The 15,213-nt window shown below is 72.0% G+C and carries 13 protein-coding genes and 1 pseudogene; 4 read left to right on the top strand and 10 right to left on the bottom strand.

The annotated features are described in order from the left end of the window. Positions 1-91: 91 nt before the first annotated feature. The 3 genes from ABFX55_RS02225 to ABFX55_RS02215 are packed head-to-tail and all read right to left on the bottom strand — an operon-like array spanning position 92 to position 3,191. A complete protein-coding gene (locus ABFX55_RS02225) occupies positions 92-904 on the bottom strand; it encodes an SDR family oxidoreductase (protein WP_346117092.1) in 813 nt (270 codons plus the stop codon). A 50-nt stretch (positions 905-954) separates the two neighbouring features. Continuing rightward, complete coding sequence (gene qcrB / locus ABFX55_RS02220; RefSeq protein WP_346117090.1) at positions 955-2,643, bottom strand: cytochrome bc1 complex cytochrome b subunit; 1,689 nt, start codon at positions 2,641-2,643, stop codon at positions 955-957. Continuing rightward, complete coding sequence (locus ABFX55_RS02215) at positions 2,640-3,191, bottom strand: hypothetical protein (protein ID WP_346117088.1); 552 nt, start codon at positions 3,189-3,191, stop codon at positions 2,640-2,642. The genes qcrB and ABFX55_RS02215 overlap by 4 nt, the downstream gene beginning before the upstream one ends. Before the next feature lie 221 nt (positions 3,192-3,412). On the opposite strand from ABFX55_RS02215, the gene ABFX55_RS02210 reads away from it, so the two are divergent. Genes ABFX55_RS02210 through ABFX55_RS02200 form a run of 3 tightly spaced genes read left to right on the top strand, consistent with a single transcriptional unit; the run spans position 3,413 to position 6,707 of the window. Continuing rightward, positions 3,413-4,153, top strand: coding sequence for a carotenoid biosynthesis protein (locus ABFX55_RS02210; RefSeq protein WP_346117087.1), 741 nt, complete (start codon positions 3,413-3,415; stop codon positions 4,151-4,153). Further along, a complete protein-coding gene (locus ABFX55_RS02205; protein WP_346117085.1) occupies positions 4,141-5,586 on the top strand; it encodes a phytoene desaturase family protein in 1,446 nt (481 codons plus the stop codon). The genes ABFX55_RS02210 and ABFX55_RS02205 overlap by 13 nt, the downstream gene beginning before the upstream one ends. After that, positions 5,583-6,707, top strand: a complete 1,125-nt coding sequence (locus ABFX55_RS02200) for a glycosyltransferase family 2 protein (RefSeq protein WP_346117083.1) — start codon at positions 5,583-5,585, stop codon at positions 6,705-6,707. Before ABFX55_RS02205 ends, ABFX55_RS02200 begins: the two co-directional genes overlap by 4 nt. Here the strand turns inward: ABFX55_RS02200 and ABFX55_RS02195 are convergent. After that, positions 6,658-7,233, bottom strand: coding sequence for a glycerol-3-phosphate acyltransferase (locus ABFX55_RS02195; protein ID WP_346117081.1), 576 nt, complete (start codon positions 7,231-7,233; stop codon positions 6,658-6,660). The genes ABFX55_RS02200 and ABFX55_RS02195 overlap by 50 nt on opposite strands. A gap of 49 nt (positions 7,234-7,282) precedes the next feature. On the opposite strand from ABFX55_RS02195, the gene ABFX55_RS02190 reads away from it, so the two are divergent. Next, on the top strand, positions 7,283-7,915 hold the full coding sequence (locus ABFX55_RS02190) for a spheroidene monooxygenase (protein WP_346117079.1): 633 nt from the start codon (positions 7,283-7,285) through the stop codon (positions 7,913-7,915). Between the two features lie 5 nt (positions 7,916-7,920). Here the strand turns inward: ABFX55_RS02190 and plsX are convergent, their stop codons facing one another. The 6 genes and pseudogenes from plsX to ABFX55_RS02160 all read right to left on the bottom strand — a co-directional run bounded on the left by plsX (position 7,921) and on the right by ABFX55_RS02160 (position 15,188). Then, on the bottom strand, positions 7,921-8,862 hold the full coding sequence (gene plsX / locus ABFX55_RS02185) for a phosphate acyltransferase PlsX (RefSeq protein ID WP_346117078.1): 942 nt from the start codon (positions 8,860-8,862) through the stop codon (positions 7,921-7,923). Further along, positions 8,859-9,761 (bottom strand): phytoene/squalene synthase family protein, encoded by a 903-nt coding sequence (locus ABFX55_RS02180; RefSeq protein ID WP_346117076.1) that lies wholly within the window; start codon positions 9,759-9,761, stop codon positions 8,859-8,861. The genes plsX and ABFX55_RS02180 overlap by 4 nt, the downstream gene beginning before the upstream one ends. Next, positions 9,758-11,170 (bottom strand): phytoene desaturase family protein, encoded by a 1,413-nt coding sequence (locus ABFX55_RS02175; RefSeq protein WP_346117074.1) that lies wholly within the window; start codon positions 11,168-11,170, stop codon positions 9,758-9,760. The genes ABFX55_RS02180 and ABFX55_RS02175 overlap by 4 nt, the downstream gene beginning before the upstream one ends. Further along, positions 11,170-12,216 carry a polyprenyl synthetase family protein gene (locus ABFX55_RS02170; protein ID WP_346117073.1) on the bottom strand — a complete coding sequence of 349 codons (1,047 nt, stop codon included), beginning with the start codon at positions 12,214-12,216 and terminating at the stop codon, positions 11,170-11,172. The genes ABFX55_RS02175 and ABFX55_RS02170 overlap by 1 nt, the downstream gene beginning before the upstream one ends. Before the next feature lie 181 nt (positions 12,217-12,397). Then, positions 12,398-12,721 (bottom strand): annotated as a pseudogene (locus ABFX55_RS02165) (DUF2382 domain-containing protein); the annotation flags it as partial. A 304-nt stretch (positions 12,722-13,025) separates the two neighbouring features. Then, positions 13,026-15,188 carry an MMPL family transporter gene (locus ABFX55_RS02160; RefSeq protein WP_346117071.1) on the bottom strand — a complete coding sequence of 721 codons (2,163 nt, stop codon included), beginning with the start codon at positions 15,186-15,188 and terminating at the stop codon, positions 13,026-13,028. Positions 15,189-15,213: the final 25 nt, after the last annotated feature.

Genomic DNA, 15,213 nt, shown 5'->3' with positions numbered 1-15,213 from the left:
GGAGTTGTACACCGGGCCGCGCTCGCGGCATAGGGAGGAATCAGCACCCGCGGTCGCCGGTGCCTGCGCCGGGGAGCGCTTCCGGTCGCCGTCAAGGAGCGAAGACGTCGCCGCGGCGGCCGAAGGGCGCGGTGGCGAACCGGAAGGCGATCTTGCCAGGAGTCAGCCAGCGGACGTGTGCGCCGTTGCGCGTTCTGCTGATCACCTTGTCGGCCAGCCATGGGGCGACGGTCTCCACGCGATCGGCCAGGATCGACAGCATCCTTGCCGCGCGTTCGCGCTCGGCGGCGGAGTAGCCGTGGGTGAGCAGGTCGGTGACCACCAGTCCTGGGCTGAGCAGGCCGACGGTCACTCCGCCTGGAACCTCCTTGGCGAGGGCGTCGGTCAGGTAGGTGCTCGCTCGCTTGGTCGCGCCGTACACGCCGAGGCCCCTGACGATACGGCCGTCGCTGCCGAGTCCTTCCATGTTCCACACGTGACCGCCGCCCTGTGCGGCCATGCCGCCGATGGCGACGGCGGAACCGTTGATCACTCCGAGCACGTTGACGTCCACGACCCTTCGGGCCTGCTCGGCGGGCAGTCGCCAGACGGGCTCGCGGGCATGCGAGACTCCCGCGTTGTTGATCCAGATGTCGACGCGGCCGTACCGGTCGACGGCCGCGTCCCACAGGCTTTGTAGCTGGTCACGGCTGGTGACGTCGGCCACCCTCGCCAGGACACCCAGCGCGGCGGCGGCCGCGCTCACCCGGTCGGCGTCGGTGCCGCAGACGGCCACCCGATGGCCCTGCTCCACCAGCGCCCTGGCCAGGCCGAAGCCGAGGCCGCGGGTCCCGCCAGTGATCACGATCGTCTTCGCGGCGCGCGCAGCGCGCTCACCGGTCGCAGGCGCAAGGTGATCGGCCACGCAAGGACCCTAGTTCAGGTCGGCCAGCAGGGGGCTCGACCGGAAGCGCCCTAGCTCGGGCGATCGGGCTTGCGGGAGGCGAGTGGCGAGGCGTCCTCTCCAGGTCCGATCTCGGCGTGCTCCTCGGCGTGTTCCTCGCCGTGACCGCGTCCGTGGCCGTCGTCCAGCGGGATCTTCTCCCCGCCGTACGCCTTCGACATCCGCCCGCGCAGCTTGCCCAGCGGACCGCGCATGCCCCTCGGCGGAATCCCCTCGTCGTCGGAACCGATCTCCACCTGCCGGATCGCCTCCTTGCCCCGCACGTGGGCCTCGATGTCCTCCGCCGCAGGCGTGTGGACCTCGATGAACTCACCATGCGGCAGCCGCTTGATCACGCCCGACTCCACACCGTGCCCGATGACCGCCGCGTCGGAGCGCTGCAGACCCAGACAGATGCGGTAGGTGATGATGTAGGCGATCACGGGGCCCGCCAGCACCAGCACCCGGCCGATGTAGGTCGTCCAGTTCAGGCTGATCTGGAAGAAGGCCGAGATCTCGTCGTTGGCGCCCAGCAGCCACAACACGCCGTAGAACGTGATGGCCGCCATGCCGATCGAGGTGCGGTGCGGGTTGTTGCGGGGACGGTCGGCGATGTGGTGCTCGCGGTTGTCGCCGGTCACCCACCGCTCCACGAACGGATACAGCGCCAGGCCCGTCATCACGATGCCCATCGGCACCAGAGCCGGGATGATGACGCTCAGCGGCAGCGTGCCGAACTCGCTGGTGCCGAACAGGTTGATCTCCCAGGCCGGCATCAGCCGCAGCGAGCCCTCCAGGAAGCCCATGTAGAAGTCGGGCTGCGAGCCCGCCGAGATGTCGGCCGGCGTGTAGGGGCCGAACGCCCAGATCGGGTTGATCTGCGCGAAGGTCGCCAGGCCCGCCACCACCGCGAAGGTGAACATGAAGTAGGCGCCGGCCTTCAGCATGAACGCCGGGAAGAACGGCGCGCCGACCACGTTGTGGTTGTTGCGCCCCTTGCCCGGCATCTGCGTGTGCTTCTGCACCCACATCAGCACCAGGTGGGCCGAGATCAACGCCAGCAGGATGCCAGGAATCAGCAGGATGTGCAGCGAGTAGAACCTCGCGATCACATCCTCACCCGGATACTCCCCGCCGAACAGGAAGAAGGTGATGTACGTGCCCACCAGCGGCAGCGAGATCGCCACGCCCTCGGTGATCCGCAGACCCGCGCCCGACAGCAGGTCGTCAGGCAGCGAGTAGCCGGTCAGGCCTTCGACCAGCGCCAGCGTCAGCAGCAGCACGCCGATCAGCCAGTTCAGCTCGCGCGGCTTGCGGTATGCACCCGTGAAGAACACGCGGAGCATGTGCACCATCATGCCGGCCACGAACAGCAGCGCGGCCCAGTGGTGGATCTGCCGCATCAGCAGACCACCGCGCACCTCGAAGCTGATCTCCAGAGTCGAGGCGTAGGCCTCGGACATCATCACGCCCTTGAGCGGGTCGTAAGGACCGTCGTAGATCACGTGCATCATGCTGGGCTTGAAGAAGAACGTCAGGAACGTCCCGCTCAGCAGCAGGATGATGAAGGAGTAGAGCGCGATCTCACCCAGCAGGAACGACCAGTGGTCGGGAAAGATCTTGCGCAGGTTCCGCTTGAGGAAGGTCCCCGCGCCGATTCGGTCGTCCAGAAACTTCGAAGGACCCGCGATGGCCTTGGGAACAGCCGTCATGTCGCTCATTCCTGGCCCTCTTCCTTTCCATCCGGTCTGTCCCCTGTCTGCCCGTCTGCCGAAGCGCGCCACGAGCGCCGGACGACCCAGACGCCCACAGCCGCGCCGCACACGGCCGCCAGCGCGTTGATCGCCACGCGAACCGTGTCCGAGCCGTATCCGTAGCCGTTGCCGAGCACGAGCACCGCCAGCACGACGGCGGCGAGCACGGCGGCTCCCAGCGCCGCGACCAGGCCGAGTCCCACGGCGCGGAGGACCCGCACCCGTCGGGAGCGCGGCTTCGAGGCGCGCGCGGGGAAGGAGAGGCGCTCGACGACGGCCTGCGGCTGCTCGTCCACCGAGCCCAGGGCGCGCTGCAGGGTCACATCCGACGCTGTCTCGCTGAGGCAGATCCACTCGCCGTCCTGGATGAACACCGTCGCGCGCGCGGTGCCTGGCACGTTGAGCTGGAGGAAGTCCTCTCCCTCAGGGAACCTGCGGACCTGGTAGCGCACGTAGGGCAGCCGCGCGTCGAGCGCGTCGAGAAACTCGTTCAGCCGCCTGTCGGACTGGCCCATACCGCATTCCCCCCTTCCTGCATATTCGCATAAGGGACAAAAGCGGTTGCATGGCAGCCCCCCGCTCGGCGGGATCCGGTGGGACCCGCGCGTCCGCTTCCACCACGGCGGCCTCGCGACGCATGCTGGATTCTCCGCTCGGCAAGGAGCACGGCAGCGTCAGGACGAGGCCTGAGCCAGACGGATGCATCTGATCGACGTCTTCGCTCGAAGGAACAGCTGTGACCGATGTCCTCACGCGACGACGTACCGGCTCCGTCGCCGGTGCGCTGCTGCTGTCCGCGATGGTCGCCGCCCAGGTGGGCACCGGGCTGCAGCCCAGGCCGATCGGCCTGACCAGCCTGGTCGTCATCCTTCTCGCCCTGTCGTCGGTCGCCTTCGCGGCGGCGGCCTGCGGCCTGCGGCGGGCGGTCTCGGCCTTCGCCTCGGCCGCGGCGCTCGGCTACGGGTCCGAGCTGCTCGGTGTCACCACAGGCGTGCCGTTCGGCGACTACGCCTACACCGCCGTCCTGCAGCCCCAGCTGTTCGGGGTGCCGGTGATCGTGCCGCTGGCCTGGGCGGGCATGGGGCTGGCCGCGTACGCGGTCGCACGAGGAACCGGCCTGGCCCGCATCGGACTCGGGGCGGTGGCGCTGACCGCGTGGGACCTCTTCCTGGACCCGCAGATGATCAGGCTGGGTCTGTGGGCGTGGGAGCACGACGGCCCCTACCGCGGTGTCCCGCTCACCAACTTCGCGGGCTGGCTGGTGGTCTCGTTCCTGATGATGGCGCTGATCCACGCCCTCGCGCGTGACACGGCAGGCGACACGGGGCTGGTGACGGTGTACACGGTGATGGCGGTCATGGAGACTCTCGGCTTCGCGCTGGTGTTCCAGCCGCCCGACCCGCTGGTGGCGGCGTGCGGAGGGGTGGCCATGGGGGCGTTCGCCGTGCTGGCGTGGAGGCGTCGATGGCAGAGGTGAGCGTGATCGGCGGCGGGGTGGGCGGCATGGTGAGCGCCCTGCTCCTGGCCAGGTCGGGCCATGAGGTGCGGCTGTTCGAGCAGCTGCCTCGGCTGGGGGGCAAGCTCGCCGAGCACCGGCGCGACGGTTTCACCTTCTCCCTCGGACCTTCTCTCCTCACCCTGCCCGGCGTCTTCCGCGATCTGGGCGTGCGGCGGGAGCTGGTGGAGTTGAGGGAGCTCTGCCACTACCGGTTCGCCGACGGCTCGCGGCTGACCGCCCATCGCGATCCTCTGCGGATGGCGGCGGAGGTCGAGCGGCTGGCGCCGGGCCAGGGCGCGCGCTGGCGGGCCTTCCACGCCTGGGCGCGCGGCTGCCTGGAGGCATCGACCCGCACCTTCTTCGCGGGACCGCTGACCAGGCCGCCGTCGGAGGCGCGCCTGTCGGACCTGACGGCGGTGGCGCCCGGCCGTACGCTGGCGGGGCTCGCGCGCCGCTCCTTCACCGATCGCCGCCTGCGGCAGTACGTCGCCCGCTACGCCACCTACGCCGGCTCCAACCCCTACCAGGCGCCCGCCGCGCTCGGCTGCATCCCGGCCATCGAGCACGACCATGGCGGCTGGTACGTCCCAGGCGGGCTGCCGACCCTCGCCGACGACCTGGCCAGGCTGCTGGAGGAGGCCCGGGTGGAGGTGCGCCTCTCGGCACGGGTCTGCGAGGTGGTGGCCGGCGGGGGGCGGGTCAGGGCGGTACGGCTCGCCGACGGCGGCGAGGTCGGCTGCGACGTGGTGATCGCCAACACCGACGCGGCCGAGCTGTACGGGCACCTGCTCCCTGATCGGCGCAGGCTGCGGCACATCGCCGCACTCGGGCCGTCGTCGTCGGCCTTCCTGCTGCTGGCCGGGGTGGAGGGCCGCACCGAAGGGCTCGCCCATCACTCGATCCTGTTCTCGGCGGACTACCGAGCCGAGTTCGGTGACCTCTTCGAGCACCGCAGGCCACCGCGGGACCCGACCGTCTACGTCGGCTGCGCCTCGGTGGACGACCCCTCCCAGGCCCCTGAGGGTGCGGAGGCCTGGACGATGCTGGTCAACGTTCCCGCCCGTGACCCCTCCCGCTGGCCGCTCTCGCCGCAGGCCTATCGAGACCTGGTGCTGGAGAGGCTGGCCGAGCGGGGCCACGACCTGTCGGGCCGGCTCCGGTTCGTGGACCTGTTCACCCCTGCCGACCTGCGGGAGCGATACGGCGCGTGGGGCGGGGCCATCTACGGCGGCGCCTACTCCGGCCCGCTGGCTCCCTTCCGCCGCCCTGGCAACAGAGGGCCGAGGCGCGGCCTGTACCTGGTCGGCGGCTCGGTCCACCCTGGCGGCGGGCTGCCGCTGGTCGCGATGGGCGGCAGGATCGTCGCCGACCTCGTGAACCGCGACTTCCCCTTCGGAAAGGCCACCTCGTGAAGTGGACCACCGCGCTCGGCCTCGCCCAGGCCGCCGCCGCCGTCACCGTGGGCGCCAGGCTGGCCAGGGGACGGCGTCGCAGGCCGCCGCTTGCTCCCGTGCACCACGTCACGGGCGCGGTCTCGGTCGTCGTGCCGGCGAGGAACGAGGAGCTTCGCATCGCGCCCTGCCTGAGCGTCGCGCTGGCCGACCCGGCCGTCGCCGAGGTGATCGTGGTGGATGACGAGTCCACCGACGCGACCGCACGCGTGGCGGCGGGGCTGGGCGCGAAGGTCGTCAGGGGAGAGCCGCTCCCCCCGGGCTGGGTGGGCAAGCAATGGGCGCTGCGGCAGGGCCTGGCAGCGGCAGGCGGCCAGGTCATAGTCACGCTGGACGCCGACGCCAGGCCCAGGCCCGGCCTGTTCGGCGCGCTGGTCGCGGCTCTGGACGAGTTCGATCTCGTCTCGGCCGGGCCGAGGTTCGTCTGCGAAGGTACGGCCGAGCAGGCGTTGCACGCCTCCTTCCTGGCCACGCTGGTCTACCGCTTCGGCCCGATCGGCCCGGCCTGCCCTCCCTCACCCCGGCGGGCCCTGGCCAACGGCCAGTGCATGGCCTTCCGCCGGGCCCCGATGCTCGAGGCGGACGCCTTCAGCCGCGTGCGCGGCCACATGACCGACGACGTCGCGCTGGCCAGGACGCTGGCGGCCGACGGCTGGCGGCCGACCTTCCTCGACGCGGGGGACCTGCTCCACGTGGACATGCACGAGTCTTTCGGCGAGGTGTGGCGGGAGTGGGGCCGTTCGCTTCCGCTGGCCGACGTGACCGGCCCGGCGTGGAAGGCGGCGGACCTGAGCGTGGTGTGGCTGACGACCGCGCTGCCCGCGCTGCGGCTGCTGACCGGCCGCCCCACCAGGCTGGACCTGGGCCTGCTGGCGATACGTCTGCTGCTGACCTGCGCGTTGCGGGGCAGCTACGTCCGTCCTGGCCCCGGGCTGGCGCTGTCACCCCTGCTCGACCTCGCGACCGCCGTACGTCTGACGCAGGGCACCCTGCGGCCGGTGCGGACCTGGCGCGGCAGGACCTACCCGCGGCTCATCTCCGGCGCTCGGCCAGCGCCGCCTGACCGAAGCGCAGGCCGATGAGGCACATCAGCGCGCCCGTGGCCGCCACCTGCTCCACCGGGGTGAAGATCAGCTGCAGCAGGGGCAGGCCGAAGACCCCCGCGCGCGCCCCCATAGCGAACGACCTGGTCAGGAGCCCGACGATGGCCAGCACCGCCACGCCGAGCAGGAAGGCGGGCCAGCAGATCACCGCGAACCCGCCCACGAACGTGAGAATCGAGCGTCCTCCGCCCATGCGCGCGAACACCGGCCACGCGTGGCCGGCCATCGCCGCCGCCACCGCCGCGTACACCGGACCCCAGCCGCCGCCCGGCCACGCAGCGCCCGCCCACCCACCGACCAGCCCGGCCAGCGTGCCCTTCAGCGCGTCACCTGCGAACACCGGCGCCGCGGCGCGCCAGCCCAGCTGTTCCTTCATGTTCCAGAAGCCGGGATTGCGGTCGCCGACCTCGCGCGGGTCGAAGCCGTGCGCGCGCGCCACGAGGACCGCGACGGGGATCGAGCCGAGAAGGTAACCACCGATGACAGCGGCGAACCAGGCATGCATCGCTTCATTCCACCTTGTCAGGTATGCGGACCTGAGCGCCATGCGCCACATGGCCTTCGACCGGCCGCTGCTGCGGCGGACCAGCGGTCTGCTGTTCCACCGCCTGCTCGGCACGGGCCGGGCGGCGTCCATGAGCCTCGGCGCGGACCTGCGCCGCTGGGCGCTGTTCGCGGTGTGGCGCGAGGAGGCCGCGCTGGAGGCGTTCCTGTGCCGCTCCCCGATCGCCGAGCGGTGGCGCGGCCAGGCGCGGGAGTCCTGGCACGTACGGCTGGCGCCCCTGGCCTGGCGGGGGCGGTGGGGCGGCCTGGACCCCTTCGCAGGGACGGCCGGGCCACCGCGCGCAGCGCACGAAGGTCCCTTGGCCGTGCTCACCAGGGCGTCGATCAGGCCGTCCAGGCTGGCCGCCTTCTACCGCTCGGTCCCCAGGGTGGACCGCCTCCTGGCCGAGCAGCGCGGATGCCTGGCCTCCGTCGGCGTCGGCGAGTGGCCACTGGCACGCCAGGCCACCTTCTCCTTGTGGCGCGGCGCGGACGAGGTGAACGGCTTCGCCTACGGGGACGCCGCGCACCGGACGGTGATCGAGCGGGTACGGTCCGAGGACTGGTACGCCGAGGAGCTGTTCGCCCGCTTCATCCCCTATGCCAGCCAGGGCAGCTGGAACGGCGCCGACCCGTTGGCCTGATCCGTTCACGGCCTCGTCCTCGGCCGGCCGCCTGCCAGATCGCGTGCCACCTGGCAGGCACGGGCGATCGTCGCCGCTCCCGAGGAGCCGTGCGCGACGATCAGCGTCCCCCGCAGGCCCAGCAGCGCGGCGCCGCCATGAGTCTCGGGGTCGTAGCGGCGGGCCACCACCGCGAGGTCCTCTGGCGCGGCGATCCCTGCCGCGGCCGTCATCGACAGGGCGGTCCGTACGCATCCCTCGACGCTCTTCAGCACGATGTTGCCGGTGAACCCGTCGGTGACGATCACGTCGACCCGCCCTGCGAGCACGTCGTGTCCCTCGACGTTGCCGTGGAAGCGCACCGGCAGCTCATGGAGCAGCCGGCCCGCGCCCCGGATCAGCCGGTTGCCCTTGCCCGGCTCCGATCCGATCGACAGCAGTCCCACCAGCGGATCGGGCACGCCGAACACCAGGCGGGCGTAGGAAGTGCCGAGAACGCCGAACTGGGCGACCATCTCCGGAGTCGGATCGGCCGTGGCGCCCGCGTCGACGAGGACGGTCGAACCGCCTGGCAGCGTCGGCAACACCACCGCCAGCGCCGGACGCAGCACCCCCTCGGCCCTGCCGATCAGGCGGACCGCGCAGGAGACCACCGCGCCGGTGGAGCCCGAAGAGACGAACGCAGAGCCATCGCCGCGCCGTACCAGCTCGCAGCCCACGGCCAGGCTCGTCGAAGGGCCGGCCGTGGCCGGCGCGCCGCGCTCGGACATGGGAACCGCCTCGTCGGCGTGGACGACGGGGATCTCGGTGGCGTCGTGCCGTTCCAGCTCCTCGCGTACCTCCCGCTCGCGGCCGACCAGCACGACGGGCACGCCGTGCGTCCGCCATGCGGCCACCGCGCCCCTGACGATCTCGGTCGGGCCGTGATCACCGCCCATGGCGTCGAGGACGACAGGAGCGGCGCTCATGGCAGCTCCACGCTGACGCGCCGTTCCTGCCTGCCCGCGCTCGACGCGGCCAGCAGGTGGCGGGTGAAGATGGCCAGCTTGCGCCGCCGAGGCACCCGTGCCCGCCGTCCCAGCACCTCGAACCCGGCGCGTTCGATCTCGGCGAGGATGCCGCCGTACAGGTGGTAGGCGGCCCTCACGCAGGGCCGCGACGAGGGCGTGAGCAGGTCGACGCCCTCCAGGGCCAGGCGGTAGTGGCGGTGGGCGCGTTCGGCCTCGAAGGCCAGCAGCCGCCGTACGGCAGGGGTGACCGTGTGCCCGCGCAGGTCCTCCTCGTTGACACCGAACGCCGACAGGTCGGCCGTCGGCAGGTAAATGCGCCCTCTGTCGAGGTCCTCGGTGACGTCGCGAAGGAAGTTGGTGAGCTGGAAGGCGAGGCCGAGCTGGCGCGCCGGCTCCCTGGCCGCCGCCTCGGCGCCGGGCAGCGGCTCCAGGATCGGCAGCATCATGGTGCCGATGACCGCCGCCGATCCCTCCATGTACTCCAGCAGCTCGTCGTAGGTGGCGTAGCGGGTCACGGTGAGGTCCGCGCGCATCGAACGCAGGAAGGCGGCCAGCTCACGCTGGTCGATGCCGAACGAGCGCACGGTGTGGGCCAGGGCGGGCAGCACCGGATCCTCGACGGGCGCGCCCGACAGGGCCGCGCTCAGACGGGCCGACAGGGCGTCGAGCGCCTCCGCCCTGTCCGAGCGCATCTCGAAGGAGTCGACGATCTCGTCGGCGTAGCGGGCGAAACCGTACAGGGCGTGGACGTGGCGCCGCTTCCACGAGGGCAGCAGCAGCGTCGCGAGGTAGTACGAGCGGCCGTATCGGGCGTGCAGCCGGCGGCACCGTTCGTAGCTCGCGGTCAGGCTGCTCATCGGGCGGCCTCCAGGATGCGCAGGGCGGCCAGCCGCCCGGAGATCAGCACGGGTGGGACGCCGACGCCCGGCGCGGTGTGCATCCCCGCGAAGTGCAGCCCGGGGATGCGGCGGGCCACGCCCGAGGGACGCAACCACGCGGTCTGGGTGAAGCGGTGGTCCAGCGCGAACGGGGTGCCCGCGGAGTGTCCCTCCGCCGCCCATCGGCGCGGGTCCCAGGTCAGTCGCGGCCGTGTCGACAGATCGCCGTAGCCCAGATCGGTCAGGCGGGCCAGCATGCGGTTCGCCAGCCCGTCCCAGCCGTGACCGAGCAGGTTGGGCGCGGGTTCCAGCACGGTGAGGGTGTCAGGCGTGGGGTGGGTGACCAGGATGCTGGGGTCCGGCTGGGGCCTGCCCGCTTCCAGGGCGGTGAAGATGGACGCCCACTGCTTCCCGAAGTGCAGCGTGTGGTGTGCCTGCCCGGCGAGAGGTCGCTCCAGCCCGATGTGCAGCACGACGCACGAGGGTGAGAAGCGCGGACGGCGCAGCCGCCAGTCGGCGGCGGCCTTGGGAAGCAGCCCGGCATGCGCGCTCACCAGGTCGCAGGCGACCACGACGGTGCGGGCGGCGAGCCGTTCGCCGCTGTCCAGGAGCACCGCGGTGACACCGTCGGAGTCGGTCCGCACCCGGGTGGCTCGCGTGCCGTACCTGAAGGTGGTCCCGAGCTTCTCAGCCAGCGCGGCCAGGGCGAGGGGGATCGCGTGCATCCCTCCTGCGCGGGGGAAGTAGACGCCGCCCACGGTGTCCATGTGCGAGATCACCGCGTAGATGCCCAGCGCCCGCCGCGGCGACAGGCCCGCGTAGAGCGCCTGGAAGGTGTGCGCCCTGATGAGCCGATCGTCGGTCAGGTGGGCGGCCACCAGCCGGTCGAGACGGCGGAAGCCGCCCATCGCCGCGAGCCGGGCCAGCGCCAGTGGCCTGGCCATGGCGCGCAGGCGGGTCATGTCGGCGTCGATGAACGCGGGCCACTCCGCCTCGAACATCCGGCCCAGCAGCGCGCGGAAGCGGCGGTACCGCTCGGCCTCGGCCGGACCGCACAGCTCGCGCACCTGCCTGACCATCGCCTCGGCCTCGGGCTTCACATCAAGGCGGGAGCCGTCGGGAAACAACAGGCGATAGGCGGGGTCCAGCCGCCGCAGCGGCAGCCAGGCCTCCAGCTCCTCCCCCGCGGCGCCGAAGATCTCGGCCAGGACCCCGGGCATGGTCAGCACCGAGGGCCCGGTGTCGAAACGGTGAGGTCCGAGCTCCGCCGTGCCGCAGCAGCCGCCGGGCTCCTTCCGCGCCTCGATCACGGTCACCTCGCGTCCGGCCGCGGCCAGGTGAACCGCCGCGGACAGGCCGGCCAGCCCCGCCCCGATCACCACATCCATCAAACTCTCCTGTCCGTGACCTGGCGGGCCAGCTCCACCAGCGCCGCCGAGGCCTCCTCCGGCAGTCCCGCCCTCTCCAGCGCCGCCGTCGCCTTCCTGGTCAGCAGGTCGATGCGCCGCTCCACGGCCTCCAGGGCGCCGCACGCGACGATCAGCTCGCGCGCCGCCGCGACATCGGCCTCGTCACGCACGTCGTCCACCGGCGTGTGGCCGTGCCCCCCTGTGCGCCGCCTCGCCTCGGCCAGCAGGTAGGTCTGCTTGCCGAGGAACAGGTCGGCACCGGCGGGCTTGCCGGTGAGCGCGGGATCGCCGAACACGCCGAGCACGTCGTCACGCAGCTGGAACGCCTCGCCCAGCGGAAGGGCGTAGGCGCTCAGCGCCGCGCGCACTCCGGGAAGGCCCCGTGCGAGGGCGTGCCCGAGGAGCAACGGGCCCTCGACGGTGTACTTGCCCGACTTGTACGCGCCGGTGAGCAGCGCCTGGCTCCTCGTGCCCGCGCCACGGGCGGCGTGGGCCAGGTCCATGTATTGGCCGCCGATCAGCTCCACGCGAAGCTGGGTGAAGACCTCCCACGCGCGCGCCGAGCCCGTCGCCACCATGGCGGTGTCGGCCCAGGTGTAGGCGAGCAGGCCGAGCAGGGTGGCCACCGACTCCCCGTAACGCCGCGGGTCGCCCCGCCACCCCTCCCGCCGATGCTCGTCGAGAAGGGCCAGATGGGCGGTGGTCCGTCCTCGCCTGGTGTCGGACTCGTCCATGATGTCGTCGAGGATCAGGGCGCAGCTGTGCACGAGCTCCACCGCGCAGCCCGCCGACAGCACGGTGTCCAGTTCCCCCGCGGAGCCTCCGGCGGCGCTGTGGCCCCAGAACACGAACGACGGGCGCAGCCGCTTGCCCCCGTCGATGACGAAGCGGGCCAGCAGGCGCCGTACCGCTTCGCGTTCCTGCCCGCCCAGGAAGCCGAGCCTGCCCATCTCCCGTTCGACGATCGCGATCAGGCGTTGATCGACCAGCTCCCGCACGGAGCCGGTCACTGCGGTTACGGTCACGAAAGCCCCTTCGCTCGTTACAGGTGCATTCGCGAGCCGAAGGGCTGTCGGATGCATCCGGGGCGCGCCGGTTGCCTCAGGCACCGCGCCTCGCCTCGCGTGCCGTCGCGTGGCCGGCCTGAGTCGGACCGTCGAGCGCCCCGGCCGCCGCGGCCGGGGCACCCTCTCGGCGGCGTCGCCGTCAGCGGTCGCGGCGGCGTCGGCGGTCGCGCTCGTCACGCACGTCGCCGTCGGTCTCCACGCGTTCCTTGCGCACCTGGCCCGAGACGGTCTCCTGGTCGGCCACCTGCTCCTTGGCCAGCCGCACCCGCTCGACGGGGACGGCCTCGGTGTCCACGACAACCCGCTCCTCGTAGAGGGTCTCGTCGTACTCGGCCTCGGAGATGTCCTCCCCGCGCATCGCGGCGTCCCTGTTGGCGTCGGTGATCGGCCCCCGCTCCAGCCGTACCGCCTCGCGGGTGACCGGTACGGTCACCTGCTCGGTCTCGGTCACCTTGGCCCGTCGCGGTCGTAGACCGTCTGCCCGATGACCGTCTGGATCTGCTCCTGCGTGATCACGTACAACTCCCCCTTGTGTGGCTCTCCGAGGGAACTGCCCGCGCCCGTCAGGCGGTTATCGCGGTTTGCCGGAGTGTGGACACAATGCGTACCTCGCCGAGGGCGAGCTTGGAGCGGCGGCGACGGCGGCAAAGGATCGCCGCGCCCGGACAGGCGGACTCTGTGCCGGTTGTTTACGTCCCCTCACGCTTCGACGCGCCGCTCCGTTTCGCGGCCACCCCGGCGAGGTCGCACCGGCGCACGGCCGATGCTCAGACCTTGAGGGGGTCCCTGGCGTCGTCGAGCCGGTCGGCGCTCAGGTTCCTGGTCAGGCTCTCTCCCTCGATGTCGAGATCGGGCAGGATGCGGTCGACGGGGCGGGGCAGCCACCAGGCCGCGCGGCCGAGGAAGGACATCACGGCCGGCACCAGGGTCAGCCGGACGACGAACGCGTCGACGAGCACGCCGACGGCCAGCGCGAAGCCGATGGACTTGATGATCGGGTCGTCCATGAACACGAACCCTCCGAAGACCGCCGTCATGATCAGCGCGGCGGCGGTGACGACGCGGGCGTTGTGGCCCAGGCCGTTGACGGTGGCCTGCTGCGGGCTGTCGCCGTGGACGAAGTCCTCGCGCATGCGGGAGACGAGAAAGACCTCGTAGTCCATGGCGAGGCCGAACAGGATGCCGATGAGCAGGATCGGCAGGAAGCTCACCAGCGGTCCCGGCACGTCGACGCCGAACAGGCCGGCCAGATGGCCCTGCTGGAAGATGGTCACCGTGATGCCGAACGTGGCGCCGACGGTGAGCAGGAAGCCCAGCGCCGCCTTGATCGGCACTAGCAGGGAGCGGAAGACCAGCATGAGCAGCAGGATCGACAGCCCGGCGACGAGCACCAGGTAGACGGGCATCGCCTCGGCGAGTTTCGCCGACACGTCGATGCCGATGGCGGTGGCGCCGGTCAGGGCGATGTCGGCGCCCCCGATGCCCGCCACGCGCTCCCTGATGGCGTGGACGGCCTGCTCGGTGGCGGCGTCGGCGGGACCGGCCTCGGGGATGACGGTCATCAGCACGGTGGTGCCCTGCGGGTTCGGCTGCGGCCGGGAGACGTGCAGCACCCCGTCCGTGGCGTCGATCAGCTGCGCGGCCTGCGTGGCGGCCGCGCCGGTGGCCGCGGCGGTGTCGCCGGTGACGACGGCGATCAGCCGTCCGTTGAAGCCCGGCCCGAAGCACTCGCTGATCAGGTCGTAGGCCTCGCGGGCCGCCGAGCCAGGGGCGGCGGTGCCCGCGTCGGGCAGTGCCAGGCGCATGTCCTGGGCGGGCAGGGTCAGCGCGCCGAGCCCCACGACACCGGCCAGCAGGATCGGGACGCGCAGACGGGTGACGACCCTGCCCCAGCGGAAGCCGAATCCCTCGTGACCCCGGCTGTGCGCCTGCCCGTCGCGCTGCCTGCGGGGCAGGACGCGGGAGCCCGCGAAGCCCAGCATGGCGGGGAGCAGGGTGAGGGCGACCAGCACGGCCAGCGCGACGGTGCCGGCCGCGGCCAGGCCCATCACGGTCAGGAAGGGAACGCCGACCACGAAGAGGCCGGCCAGGGCGATGACGACGGTGGCGCCGGCGAAGACGACGGCCGAGCCCGCGGTGCCTGTCGCGCGCCCCGCGGCCTCCTCCTGCGCCATGCCTTCCGTGAGGTACTGGCGGTAGCGGGAGGTGATGAACAGCGAGTAGTCGATGCCGACGGCCAGTCCGAGCATCAACGCGAGGATGGGCGCGGTGCCGGTCAGCTCCAGCACGCCGCTGAGGGCGAACAGCCCCGCCATTCCAGCCGCGACGCCGATCAGCGCGTTGAGCAGCGTCATGCCTGCGGCGACCAGGGAGCCGAAGGTGACGACGAGCACCACGGCGGCGACCAGGACGCCGAGCGCCTCGGTGGAGCCGATCTCCACCTCGGCCCTCATGACCTCACCGCCGTGCTCCACCCGAAGGCCCCGCGCGGAGGCGCCGACCTGCTCGTACGCCGTGCGCTGGGCGGCGGTGACCTCGTCGGCGGCGGTGGCGAACTGGACCTGGACCAGCGCGTAGCGGCCGTCCGGCGTGACCGAGCCTGCTATGAAGGGGTCGATGGCGGCGATCACGCCCGGAACCCGGCCCGCCTCCCCCACGACGGCCGCGACCGCGGCCTTGTCGAGCTTCCCGCCCTCGGGCGCGGCCACGACGATGGTGCCCGTCGCACCACCCGCCTGCGGGAACTTCTCGCGCAGGGAGTCGAGCGCCCGCTGGGACTCCGTGCCGGGCATCGTGAAGTTGTCGCTGGTGGGGCCCATGAAGACGGCCGCCGCCGCACCCAGCAGGGCGAGCGCGAGCAGCCAGACGGCGAGCACGCGCCCCCGGCGGCGGAAGGAGAACCGGCCGAGCCGGTAAAGCACAGAAGCCATGAAAGTGGACGTCTTTCTTAGAAGT

This window comes from Nonomuraea roseola, assembly GCF_039535395.1.
GTDB classification, from domain to species: Bacteria; Actinomycetota; Actinomycetes; order Streptosporangiales; family Streptosporangiaceae; genus Nonomuraea; species Nonomuraea roseola.
The sequence above is the reverse complement of the archived record's forward strand: the minus strand, read 5'-3'. Positions and strand labels throughout refer to the sequence as shown.

Coding starts and splice junctions, on each gene's coding strand:
- qcrB (WP_346117090.1), bottom strand. CDS start 2,643: ATGAGCGACATGACGGCTGTTCCCAAGGCCATCGCGGGTCCTTCGAAG.
- ABFX55_RS02215 (WP_346117088.1), bottom strand. CDS start 3,191: ATGGGCCAGTCCGACAGGCGGCTGAACGAGTTTCTCGACGCGCTCGAC.
- ABFX55_RS02205 (WP_346117085.1), top strand. CDS start 4,141: ATGGCAGAGGTGAGCGTGATCGGCGGCGGGGTGGGCGGCATGGTGAGC.
- ABFX55_RS02195 (WP_346117081.1), bottom strand. CDS start 7,233: ATGCATGCCTGGTTCGCCGCTGTCATCGGTGGTTACCTTCTCGGCTCG.
- ABFX55_RS02190 (WP_346117079.1), top strand. CDS start 7,283: ATGGCCTTCGACCGGCCGCTGCTGCGGCGGACCAGCGGTCTGCTGTTC.
- plsX (WP_346117078.1), bottom strand. CDS start 8,862: ATGAGCGCCGCTCCTGTCGTCCTCGACGCCATGGGCGGTGATCACGGC.
- ABFX55_RS02180 (WP_346117076.1), bottom strand. CDS start 9,761: ATGAGCAGCCTGACCGCGAGCTACGAACGGTGCCGCCGGCTGCACGCC.
- ABFX55_RS02175 (WP_346117074.1), bottom strand. CDS start 11,170: ATGGATGTGGTGATCGGGGCGGGGCTGGCCGGCCTGTCCGCGGCGGTT.
- ABFX55_RS02160 (WP_346117071.1), bottom strand. CDS start 15,188: ATGGCTTCTGTGCTTTACCGGCTCGGCCGGTTCTCCTTCCGCCGCCGG.